The 11,782-nt window shown below is 56.4% G+C and carries 8 protein-coding genes; 7 read left to right on the top strand and 1 reads right to left on the bottom strand.

What is annotated here, in order from left to right; genetic code table 11:
- Positions 1 to 19: 19 nt before the first annotated feature.
- Positions 20 to 1,894, bottom strand: coding sequence for a TonB-dependent receptor (locus PHT20_RS10950; RefSeq protein WP_300087957.1), 1,875 nt, complete (start codon positions 1,892 to 1,894; stop codon positions 20 to 22).
- Between the two features lie 147 nt (positions 1,895 to 2,041).
- Here PHT20_RS10950 and PHT20_RS10945 point away from each other — a divergent pair, with 147 nt between their 5' ends.
- The 7 genes from PHT20_RS10945 to PHT20_RS10915 all read left to right on the top strand — a co-directional run bounded on the left by PHT20_RS10945 (position 2,042) and on the right by PHT20_RS10915 (position 11,712).
- Positions 2,042 to 3,943 carry a c-type cytochrome gene (locus tag PHT20_RS10945; RefSeq protein ID WP_301020538.1) on the top strand — a complete coding sequence of 634 codons (1,902 nt, stop codon included), beginning with the start codon at positions 2,042 to 2,044 and terminating at the stop codon, positions 3,941 to 3,943.
- Positions 3,944 to 4,159: 216 nt separating this feature from the next.
- Positions 4,160 to 6,301 (top strand): PAS domain-containing sensor histidine kinase, encoded by a 2,142-nt coding sequence (locus tag PHT20_RS10940; protein ID WP_301020537.1) that lies wholly within the window; start codon positions 4,160 to 4,162, stop codon positions 6,299 to 6,301.
- Positions 6,298 to 6,939, top strand: coding sequence for an RluA family pseudouridine synthase (locus PHT20_RS10935; protein WP_301020536.1), 642 nt, complete (start codon positions 6,298 to 6,300; stop codon positions 6,937 to 6,939). The genes PHT20_RS10940 and PHT20_RS10935 overlap by 4 nt, the downstream gene beginning before the upstream one ends.
- 21 nt (positions 6,940 to 6,960) lie before the next feature.
- Entirely contained in the window at positions 6,961 to 7,731 is a 771-nt protein-coding gene (locus PHT20_RS10930; RefSeq protein WP_301020535.1) for an SDR family NAD(P)-dependent oxidoreductase, read from the top strand.
- A gap of 105 nt (positions 7,732 to 7,836) precedes the next feature.
- Complete coding sequence (bktB, locus tag PHT20_RS10925) at positions 7,837 to 9,024, top strand: beta-ketothiolase BktB (protein WP_300082144.1); 1,188 nt, start codon at positions 7,837 to 7,839, stop codon at positions 9,022 to 9,024.
- A gap of 35 nt (positions 9,025 to 9,059) precedes the next feature.
- The gene (locus tag PHT20_RS10920; protein ID WP_301020534.1) at positions 9,060 to 10,961 is read left to right on the top strand and encodes a type IV pili methyl-accepting chemotaxis transducer N-terminal domain-containing protein; all 1,902 of its coding nucleotides are present in this window, start codon (positions 9,060 to 9,062) and stop codon (positions 10,959 to 10,961) included.
- Positions 10,962 to 10,998: 37 nt separating this feature from the next.
- A complete protein-coding gene (locus tag PHT20_RS10915; protein WP_300082138.1) occupies positions 10,999 to 11,712 on the top strand; it encodes a response regulator in 714 nt (237 codons plus the stop codon).
- The last annotated feature ends 70 nt before the right edge of the window (positions 11,713 to 11,782 follow it).

Here is an 11,782-nt window from a genome sequence, read left to right as displayed (position 1 = left end):
AATGCGCAGAAAGCTCAACTCAATGATCCAGCCGCAATGTCAGCAACGCACGCTTACGGAAAAAAAATCCGGGGTCGTAATCTGCGTAGGGCAGACCCAAATTTTGAAGAGTCAACGCCAATTCACCTGCATGTTTGCCCCATCGCAGTGGCCAGCCAAAGCGCAGGTCAGTGCGCGTCATGGCCATCAAGTTGCCGTTACCTGAGCCATGCAGTTTTGCGGTTCCGCTGTCCAAATGCATCAAACTCACATCAAGACCACTGGCAAACCTTTGCCGCAAAACCAAAGTGCTTGCCAGTTTGGGAGCCGCATAGGGCGTCCCCCCGACACTTACAGAACCAATGTCAGTGTACGTTTGGCTCCACATCAACTGCGTGCCAGCCCAGGGGTGCCATTTCAGCTGATATTCCCAGCCTTCAATGGCAAAGTTTTCATCGTTGACGTAGTCACGCACAGGGCCACCATTGAGCTGGCGAATAAAACCACCCAATTGCTCACGAAACACCCGCAAGTCGCCGCTCAAGCCAAGTTTTGGCACATCCATCAAATAACCCAGCTCAGTGGCATTCAAGCTCTCTGGTACCACCTGACCACTGGATTGAATGTAGGGCATGCCAAGCACATACAAATTGGCAGATTTTTCAAACGTGCTCGGGGGGCGATAGGCATTGGACACCCCAAAACGAAAGGTATGGCCAGGTGCTGCGTGCCAGTTGAGCATGACACGTGGCGCCACAGAGTCACCCGTCACGCTGCTGTGTTCGGCCAGTGCACCCGCGTTAAGCAGCCAGTTTGGCCCCAAACGCCATTCCAGATTGCCAAACAGGCGTGAATACTCCGTGACAAGCGGGTTAGCTTGGCTGTAAAAAGACGCAGACTCAATGGCTTCGCTACGAAACTCTCCACCCCATACCACCCGATGATTGGCACTGAGCCTTATCGTGTGCGTTACAGCCAGGTTGTTGTTCACTGAAATACCATCGTAGTTGAGCTTGTAGCCAATGATATTGTCTACATAAGCCTCTTGTGTATGAGAAATACTGACCGCGAGGTCACTGTCAACATTCAAATTTCTGCGCCAATCCAGCTGCACATATTGCGTATCCAATTGCGTGGGACGCTCTTCAATCGAACCCAGCTGCCCCTTGCCTGAAGCCAGCGAAGTTTGTCCCAGCCTGAACTGCCATTCAGTGTGCGCATCGGTTGAGAAATCTGCCCGCAGATTAAACCGATCAATCTGATTTTTCCCGTTGGCACCCAGTAGACCGTCATCCGCACGCTGGTCAAGTCCTAAACGAACTGTGCCAGTGGCAAATGTCCAGCCAAAGCTTGCTTGGGTGTCTTTGACACCGTTCTCCCCCTGGGTCAGGTTGAACTTCGGCCCCAAGGTGTCTTGCGAGTGCCGGGTGACAATGTTGACCACACCCAACAGGGCGCGTGCACCATAGCTGGCGGAGTTAGAGCCGCGCAGCACCTCAATGCGGTCAATGTCTTGCAGCGCCACAGTTTGCAACCCGGCACCCCCACTGCCAATGAAAAAGGGCGAGTAAACCGAACGGCCATCCACCAGAATCTGCATCCGGTTGGAATACCCATCAAACCCCCCGTGGTAACTGGCCAATGGAGCCACTGTCTCAAAAGTACTGCTGACCTGAAAGCCTGGCACCCAGCGCAGCACATCCGTCACATCGCGCGCACCCGTTTGCAAAATAAAGTCTCGATCCAGCACGGTGACCGCGCCAGGTGTTTCATCCAAGCGCTGTGGCAAACGTGACACAGACAGCACAATCGGCATATCTTGGAAGTAGTCGCTTTCAGACAAAGCCTGCGCCGACTGCGCCCCAGCCAGGGTGTGACACAAAAGTCCAGACAAACACAGAACCCAACAACGCATCTGAAACACCTTTAATCATTAAATGATGGTCTATTTTGCCTGTTGGCTAACCCAACCACATGGGCGTTTTGACAAATGCCGTTTGTCAATGACACAGAGCAAAGAGAAGTAAAGTAGTCTGATCATTTTCTTCACAAAGTCTGCCCCATGTTGATTCGTATTTTGCTGTTGTGGATTGTGCTCGGACACAACTTTTCTGCGGCGGCTGATGCCGCTTTGGACGACCGTTGGGCTAAGCGCACCAAGGCTTGCACCCATTGCCACGGTGCACAGGGGCGTGCCGGGCCAGATGGCTATTACCCGCGCCTGGCCGGCAAGCCTGTCGGTTACCTGTACAACCAATTACGCAACATTCGAGATGGCAAACGCCACTACAGCCCCATGGCCACCTTGCTCGAACCTCTCACCGATGCGTATTTGATGGACTTGGCCAGCTATTTTTCAAACCTGCACCTGCCCTATGTTGCACCCATTGCGCCGCTGGCCAGCGGCAACGAACTGGCGCGTGGCCATGCCCTGGTAACGCAAGGCGATGCCAGCCGAAACATCCCCCCATGTCAACAATGTCACGGCAACTCGTTGACTGGCGCGGCACCTTTTGTGCCTGGCTTGCTGGGCTTACCCCGTGACTATCTGAACGCACAACTTGGCGGCTGGCGCACTGGCCAGCGGCACGCCCAAGCGCCCGACTGCATGAGCTTGATTGCCAGCCGCTTGAACCCGCAAGACATCAATGCAGTCACCGCCTGGTTGGCGGCTCAACCCTTGCCCAATAACAGCGAACCTTTGACCGCTCTACCTGCCCTGGCGAGCGGAATCATCAGAATGGACTGCGGCAGTTTCACCTCCGCAGCCCCCCTCCCCGCACCCAAGGCATTGACAGGCTTAGCCAGACAAGGCGAATACCTGACCCAAATTGGCAATTGTCAAACTTGCCATACCGCCCCTGGTGGCCAACCTTATGCAGGTGGGCGCGCCATTGAGACACCCTTTGGCACGGCTTTCAGCAGCAACTTGACGTCTGATCCTACCTATGGACTTGGCACCTGGCAAGCCGAGGACTTTTGGCAGGCCATGCACCACGGCAAATCAAAAGACGGGCGTTTATTGAGCCCCGCCTTCCCCTACACCGAGTTCACGCGCGTCACGCGTGCCGACGCTGATGCCCTGTTTGCGTACTTTCAAACCGTGCCAGCCCAAGCAGTTGCCAATCGCCCGCATGAAATGCGCTGGCCTTTGGGTACTCAAGCTGCGCTGTGGGCATGGCGCACCTTGTTTTTTCAACCTGAAACTTTCAAGCCCGAGCCCACCCAATCGGCCGCCTGGAACCGTGGTGCTTACCTGGTGCACAGTTTGGGGCATTGCGCCAGCTGCCACACACCACGCAATGCATTGGGTGCCAGCCAAAACAGCAAGTCGTTGAGTGGTGGCATGGTGGCGGTGCAAAACTGGTATGCCTCCTCTTTGCTACATACCAACGAGGCGGGCACAGACTCAGCTCAAACCTCTCAGCTGCTGACCTTGTTCAAAACTGGTCAATCAACCCAAGCCACCGTCAGCGGCCCCATGGCACTGGTAGTGCAAGGCAGCACACAACACTGGAATGACGCAGACCTGCACGCCATGCTGGTTTATTTACAGACCTTAAGCCAACCTGCGCAAGCAGCGGCAGTGTCCACAGCGCCTTCACCCAAGCAGCCGGTTAGCCTTCCCCCCTCCACTGAAGGCCTTGCCATTTACAAAATGCACTGCGCCACCTGCCATGGCAACCAAGGTCAAGGTCAGCCGGGCGATTACCCAGCCTTGATGGCCAACCGTGCGGTACTGATGGCAGACCACACCAACCTGATCCAAACCGTGCTGCATGGTGGTTTTTCCCCCGTAACTTCCGGTCATCCCCAACCCTTTGGCATGCCACCCTTTGTACTGACCCTGACCGACCACGAGATTGCCCAAGTTTTGAGCCATGTCCGCAGTGCGTGGGGCAATCAGGCGGATGCCGTCACTGCACAAGAAGTCAGCCGCTTACGGGATCAACGCGCGCACTGAAAATATGTGAGCCCCATCAAAGTTCGCTTTGTCAGGCAGATAATGAAATCTTTACTCATTCACAGGAGCTTGTATGGCAAAAGGTCAACAAAACAACAAAATGGTTAAAAAACCTAAAAAAGACACATCCCCCCCTAAACCCGTGTCTGCTGACGCTGTGCGCCCCACTGTGGTAACAGTGGTGCCCGTGCGTGGCAAATTAAAAAACGCAGCGCGTTGAGTAAGCGCTTTAACCACCCCATTTCCAAAAAAGCGTTTTACAACCCACCCAAACGGTTGGGTGGACCGCAACGCACGCCCCCAGGCTTGCCAGACAAATTTTCCAACGCCAAACTGGTCGATCACCTGCGGCAATACCAAGCCGAACTGGAGATTCAAAACAAAGCCCTGCGCTTTAGCCAAGCGCAGGCTGAAGGTGCCTCTGAGCGGTTTGTAACGCTTTTTTCGCATGTGCCATTGGCATTGATGGTGGTGGAAGAGTCTGGCTTGATCTTGGAAACCAATGGTCGGGCGCTGGATTTGTTTCGCCCACTTGAGACTGATCCACCCCTGACTTTTTTGTTTCCCTTGGTCAAGGGTACAGGGCTTGATCGGGTTCGGCTGTGTTTTTTCCTGGCCAAAGAGCAGGGCGCCTACGAAATAGATGAAGTTGAGTTCAGTGGCAGCTCCAATGGCTTTTTCACGGGTGACATTCATGTGGCTCGAATCGAACACAGCGCAGATGAAGGCGAACGATTCATTTGCGCCATCATTGACCAAGGCCCTTTGCTAGCACAGCGCCAGGCCCTGCAAACCAGTGCCCAAGCCTTGCAAGAGCGCAACAACCAGCTGGTTGAGAGCAAAAGCCGCTTGGCTGGCATCATCAACTCATCACTCGATGCGATAGTGTGTGTGGACAAAAATCACCACATCATGGTGTTCAACCCAGCAGCAGCCAGCATGTTTCAGTGCGCAGCAGACCAAGCCCTGGGGCGTCCGTTGACAGACTTTTTACCAGCAGCAGCACAAGCCTTAAGTTACAGCGACATCACCAGCCACGCCCAGCTGGGAGAGATGACGGGGCTCACCAGCCTGGGGCAAAAAATCGCGCTCGAAGTGAGTCTGTCTTTTGAGCATCACCCAGAGGGTGATGTGATCACATTGTTTGCGCACGACCTCACCGCACGTAAAAAAATGGAAGCGCACCGTGCAGCGCTTGAATCGCAATTGCGCGAGTCGCAAAAAATGCAGGCCATTGGCACCATGGCAGGGGGCATTGCGCACGACTTCAACAACATCATCAGCGCCATTTTGGGTAATGTCACTCTGGCAAAAATGGACACCTCAGCGCTTAGCGCGGCAGCCACTTGCTTGGATGAAATTGACAAAGCCGGCAAACGCGCACGCGATTTGGTCAAGCAAATTTTGACCTTCAGCCGCAACGACCCACCCAAGCGCAGCCCGATTCAACTCGCTGACGTAACCCACGAAACCTTGCGACTGGTCAAAGTCACCCTGCCCCCCAATGTGCACCTCAAAACCCACGTTACCCCCCACACCCCACTGGTGTTGGCCGACGCCACACAAATTGAGCAAGCCTTGCTGAACTTGTGCAACAACGCCGTGCATGCCATTGGGAGCCAGCAGGGTGAATTGCGGGTGGAACTCTCCTGCAGCGCTCGCGGCGCAGAAGACATGCCTGAGCGCCGCAGTGGCCTGCGTGGTCAACACGTCAAACTCTCAGTCTGCGACACCGGCTGTGGTATGTTGCCCGACACCCTGGAGCGTATTTTTGAACCCTTTTTCACCACCAAACCTGTCGGACAAGGCACAGGTTTGGGCTTGTCGGTGGTGCACGGCATCATGCGGGCACACATGGGCAATGTCAAAGTTCAAAGTTTGCCAGGGCAAGGCAGTACTTTTGAGCTGTTTTTTCCTGTCACCGACGTTCAAGCCGAGCCACCTACAGCCACACCGACTGAAAACACAGCATTCAAAGGCGCAGGCCAAACCGTGATGGTGGTCGATGACGACGAGGCGCTGGTTTTTTTGCTCAAGCGCCTGCTGACCCGCCAAGGCTATCGGGTATTGACGTTCACCGACCCCTTGCAAGGGCTGGCGCAATTGCGTGACCCTGAGTTGATTTGTGATTTGCTGGTCACCGACTACAACATGCCCGGCTACAGCGGGATAGATTTATTGCGCGATGTGCAACGGGTTCGTCCACAGTTGCCGGTGGCGCTGGCCTCTGGGTATGTCACCCCAGACATCGAGCAAGCAGCACTTGCTGCGGGCGCACGCGCACTCATCCATAAACCCAATGATGTGGATGAACTGTGCGCCACAGTGCAAAAACTCCTCATGGAAGCAGGCCATTGACGCCGCCTGAAATCATTTACGCAGACAGCGCCCTGCTGGTGGTGCACAAGCCAGCTGGGCTCTTGAGCGTACCTGGCAAAGGGCCAGACAAACAAGACTGCTTAAGCCGCCAAGTGCAGCAGCTTTACCCTGAAGCCTTGGTGGTACACCGGCTCGACATGGCCACCTCGGGCTTGATGTTGATGGCCAGAACACCGACCGTGCAGCAGGTTTTGAACCAAGCGTTTGCCGCACGCACCATCCACAAACGCTATGTGGCCGTGGTCAACGGGTGCCTAAGCGCCCACACTGGCCATTGGCAATGCATTGATTTGCCGATAGCCCTAGACTGGCCTAACCGCCCCAGGCGCGTCATCAACCTTGAAACCGGCAAACCCAGCCAAACGCGCTGGCAAGTGCTCCACACAGACACCACCCGCCAACAAACCCGATTGCTGCTGGAGCCCATCACGGGTCGTTCACACCAACTGCGGGTGCACTTGCTGGCCATTGGGCATGCCATTGTGGGAGACCGCCTCTACGCACCTGAGGTAGTCGCCTTTGCCTCTGAGCGGCTGCTGCTACACGCCCACAGCCTTGAATTTGTCCACCCCCTGCACGGGCAAACACTTCGGTTTGAAAGCCCTGTGCCTTTTTAAAGCCCCACCCAAGGAGCCACCTTGAACCCTCCAGCCCACTTGTACATATTGACGGGCGCCTCGCGCGGCATGGGCTTGGCCATGGCCGAGCAATTGCTTGCACCCACCCATCAACTGCTGTGCATTTCACGCCACACCCCGCCAACTTTAGCCAAGCAAGCCCTTGCCGCAGCCTGCGCACTTGAACAATGGGTTTTGGATTTAGGCCAAGCCGCTGCCGCCGCGCAACGGCTGACAAATTGGCTCAAAGCGCAACCCCTGCACACCTTGCAAAGCGCCACCTTGATCAACAACGCCGGGGTCATTCCAACCCTGTCACCACTGGCACAGTGCCCCGCTGATGACATGACCCAAGCGCTGCGGGTGGGGCTTGAAGCACCCATGCTGTTGACCGCGGCATTTTTGAGCGCCACCGGCAATAACCCGGGTTTGAGCAGAAAAGTGCTCAACATTTCTTCAGGTTTGGGTCGGCGTGCCATGGCATCACAAGCCGCTTACTGTGCCGCCAAAGCGGGAATGGATCATTTTTCCCGCTGCCTGGCGCTGGATGAGGCGCGCCACCCCCATGGTGCCAAAGTGTGCTCACTGGCACCTGGTGTGATTGACACCGACATGCAAACGCAACTGCGCACCGCCCCCGCTGCCGACTTTCCAGACCAAGCCAACTTTGCCCACCTCAAGCAAACCGGTGCGCTTGCCACGCCTGCCCAGGCCGCCCAGCGCGTGCTGGCCTGGCTGCAACGGCCAGATTTTGGCCAGCAAGTGGTGGCTGATGTGCGAGACGCGGGCTAAACCCTGTGCGCTGAAGTAGCTTCAAATGGCGTACGACAAGTGTCAGCATTGCACGGTAAGATGAAACCGTAATTATTTATTAACAACCCTTAAAGGAGACTTGAGATGACCCGTGAAGTTGTGATTGTGAGCGGTGCCCGCTCGGCCATTGGTACCTACGGCGGCAGTCTGAAAGACATTGCCCCGACCGAATTGGCTGGCCAAATCGTGCGAGAAGTGTTAACCCGTGCCCAAGTCAAGGGCGACGAAGTAGGCCATGTGGTGTTTGGCCATGTGGTCAACACCGAGCCCAAAGACATGTATTTGTCGCGCGTGGCGGCCATCAACGGCGGCTGTGCGCAAGGTGTGCCCGCTTTCAATGTCAACCGTCTGTGCGGCTCCGGCCTGCAAGCCATTGTGTGCGCCAGCCAAAGCATTTTGCTGGGCGACTGCGACATTGCCATCGGCGGCGGTGCCGAGGCCATGAGCCGCGCCCCCTACGCCAGCCTGAACATGCGCTGGGGTGCCCGCATGGGTGACACCAAAATGGTTGACATGGTGGTGGGTGCCCTGAATGACCCCTTTCACACCGTCCACATGGGCGTGACCGCTGAGGCCATTGCCGCCAAATGGGGCATCACCCGCGCCGACCAAGACGCATTGGCGGTAGAAAGCCACAACCGTGCCCAACGCGCCATTGAAGCCGGTTACTTCAAGAGCCAAATCATGCCGGTCACACTCAAAAGCCGCAAAGGCGACGTGGTGTTTGACACCGATGAGCATTTCCGCCCCAACTGCACCCTGGCTGACCTGGCCAAGCTCAAACCAGCGTTCCAAAAAGAAAACGGCACAGTCACCGCCGGCAACGCCTCTGGCATCAACGATGCGGCCGCTGCCGTGGTGCTGATGGAAGCCGCCACCGCCAAAGCCCGCGGCCTGAAACCCTTGGCACGCCTGGTGGCCTACGCCCACGCCGGTGTTGACCCCATGTACATGGGCATCGGCCCGGTTCCCGCCAGTCAACTGGCCTTGAAAAAAGCTGGATTGACTGTCAACGACCTCGACGTGATAGAAGCCAACGAAGCCTTTGCCGCACAAGCCTGCGCCGTCAGCCGCGACCTCGGTTTTGACCCAGCCAAGGTCAACCCCAATGGCTCAGGCATTTCGCTCGGCCACCCGATTGGTGCCACCGGAGCATTGATCACAGTCAAAGCACTGTATGAGCTGGAACGCATTGGCGGGCGCTACGCCCTGGTGACCATGTGCATTGGTGGCGGTCAAGGGATTGCCGCTATTTTTGAACGCGTGGCTTAAGCGCGTTACCAATTACCCGCAGTAGCCCCACAGCCATGACAAGCACCCGACACTGGAGTTTGGGCGCCAAACTCCTGATGGTCGGGGCGCCATTTTTACTTCTGATATTTATTGCCACGGTGGCCACTTTGTGGGTGTCGTGGCAGCTTGACGGCGGCGCGGCAGCCGTCAATGAGGCGGGCCGCATGCGCATGCAGTCTTACCGCATGTCATTGTCGGTGGGCACGGGTGAAACCAGCCAGTTGCCAGACCAGAGCGCTGAATTCGAGCGCAGCTTGGTCACCCTGAAAAACGGCGACCCGGATCGCCCCCTGTTTGTTCCTTGGGATGATGACACCACAGCACGATTTGCAGTGGTTGAGTCCGACTGGGCGCGTTACCGAGCCCAGTGGATTGCAGCCAAGCCCACGGTTTTTGAGTCGCTGCGTGCTGACACTGTGGCGTTCGCGTCGCACATTGACGCCTTTGTGAACAGCATAGAGGTGCACATTGCGCATTGGACTGCACTGCTCCACTTACTGCAAATGAGCATGCTGGCATCGGTTGTGGTGGGTGCAACTGTACTGTTGTACACCGGCTACTTGTTCGTTCTGGAACCTGTTGGGCAGCTCAAACAAGCCATCGAAAAAATTCAGCGCGGCGACTTCAATGCACGGGTCGAACGCGTTTCTAGTGATGAATTCGGCACCCTGGCAGATGGTTTTAACGGCATGGCCGAGCACTTGCAGTCCATGTACAAAAACCTCGAAGGCAAAGTCGCCGAAAAAACCAATTTATTGCAAGAAAAATCAGAGCGACTTGAAAGTCTTTACGCAGTAACCAACCTGGTGGCCAAAGCCACCTCGCTGGACGCCCTGGCGCAAGACTTCACCAAAAACATCGCCAAGATTTCTCATGCGGACGGTGTCGCATTGCGCTGGTCAAGCCAGGGCGGCCAGCGCCACCTGATGTTGGCCGCGCATGGTTTGCCTGCCGCACTAGTGGATGCCGAACAATGCCTTTATGCCGGTGATTGCCATTGCGGCTCAGCCGTGGGCAGCACACTGAACGTCATCCCGATCCAAAGTGCTACGCCCGCGCCCCTGGCGCACTGCGCCCGGGCAGGGTTTGAAACCGTGGTGACCATCCCGGTACGTTTGCACGACGTGCTGATGGGTGAAGTTGACCTGTTTTTTCATGCCCGCGTCAACCCTGGCCCAGCTGAGCGGTCTTTGCTGGAGGCCTTGAGCAGCCACCTGGCCAGTGGCATGGAAAACCTGCGACTGAACTCGCTTGAAAAAGAGGCTGCCGTGTCGCAAGAGCGCCACTTGCTGGCGCGTGAATTGCATGACTCCATAGCCCAGTCGCTGGCTTTTTTGAAAATTCAGGTGCAGCTGATGCGGGATGCCATCAAAACCTGCGATGAGCCTGAAGTTGCCAAAATCCTGGAAGAAATTGACCTGGGTGTCAAAGAGAGCTACGGCGACGTGCGCGAACTGCTGCTGCACTTCAGAACCCGCACCAACACCGAAGACATTGAGCCAGCGCTGGCCACTACATTGCAAAAGTTTGAACACCAAAGTGGCGTCAAAACGACCTTGTCCATTCAGGGACAAGGCTTGCCACTGGCGCCCGACGTGCAAATTCAGGTACTGCACATCCTCCAGGAGGCTTTGTCCAACGTGCGCAAACACGCCCGTGCGTCGCAAGCCTGGCTGGATGTTGAGCAACAACCGACATGGCGATTCGCAGTGCGCGACGATGGCATTGGTTTTCGTCCAGAAACCGACCAATTCGACGAAACTCATGTCGGGATGCGCATCATGACAGAGCGTGCCCAGCGCATTGATGCCACCCTTGAGGTTTTCTCAACCCCGTCACGTGGCAGCTCTGTGATACTCACGCTACCTACACCCTCACACCCCAGCACAAGCAACGCGGCGCGCATCGTTGATTGACACGCGGCATGCCCCGTTCCTCCCTTACCCCACGCTCATGACTTCACCAGAAAACAAACCCGTTCGCATTTTGGTAGTAGACGACCACACCCTGTTTCGCCGCGGCTTGATGGCACTGCTGACGCGCGACGAAGGTTTGGTTGTGGTCGGCGATGTGGCAGATGCGGGCCAGGCGCTGCGAAAAGCCCAGGAACTGCAGCCAGATGTCATTTTGCTGGACAACCACTTGCCAGGTGTCAACGGTGTCGATGCACTGCCCGCATTGATAGAGGCTGCGCCCCAAGCTTGCATCTTGATGCTAACCGTGAGTGAAGACGAACACGACTTGGCCGCAGCCTTGCATGGCGGCGCCAGTGGCTATCTACTCAAAACCATGGAGGGCGACGACCTGACCGCCGCAGTCCATCGCGCCTTTCAAGGCGACAGCATCATTGCACCAGAAATGATGGGGAAGCTGTTGGCGACCTACCGAAGCGCTGCATTGAAGCCAGCTCCCAGCAAGAACGCTGAGCCAGTCCCGTCATCAACCAAACCCGTCACGCCAGCAGAGCAAGCCGTCGCCAGTTTGTCCCCACGCGAACTCGACATCCTGCGCGGCATCACCCGCGGTGCCAGCAACAAGGAAATTGCGCGCGAACATGGCATTGTGGAAACCACCGTCAAAATTCATGTGCAACACATTTTGCGCAAACTTGGGGTCAGTTCACGGGTTCACGCCGCCGTGATTGCCTCAGAGCAAGGACTGCTTTAGTTTTCAAAAAAGGGGATACCGGGGATCATTGGCATTCGCTGCATGTTTGACATGTCGGTGCTGCTGGCCA

The sequence above is a fragment of the Rhodoferax sp. genome, assembly GCF_028715765.1.
Lineage (GTDB): Bacteria > Pseudomonadota > Gammaproteobacteria > Burkholderiales > Burkholderiaceae_C > Rhodoferax.
Note: the sequence above shows the minus strand (reverse complement) of the source record. Positions and strands in the feature narration are given on the sequence as shown.

What these genes read in the sequence shown, in the direction of transcription:
- PHT20_RS10950 (WP_300087957.1), bottom strand. Translation starts at nt 1,894, where the DNA reads ATGCGTTGTTGGGTTCTGTGTTTGTCTGGACTTTTGTGTCACACCCTG.
- PHT20_RS10945 (WP_301020538.1), top strand. Translation starts at nt 2,042, where the DNA reads ATGTTGATTCGTATTTTGCTGTTGTGGATTGTGCTCGGACACAACTTT.
- bktB (WP_300082144.1), top strand. Translation starts at nt 7,837, where the DNA reads ATGACCCGTGAAGTTGTGATTGTGAGCGGTGCCCGCTCGGCCATTGGT.
- PHT20_RS10920 (WP_301020534.1), top strand. Translation starts at nt 9,060, where the DNA reads ATGACAAGCACCCGACACTGGAGTTTGGGCGCCAAACTCCTGATGGTC.
- PHT20_RS10915 (WP_300082138.1), top strand. Translation starts at nt 10,999, where the DNA reads ATGACTTCACCAGAAAACAAACCCGTTCGCATTTTGGTAGTAGACGAC.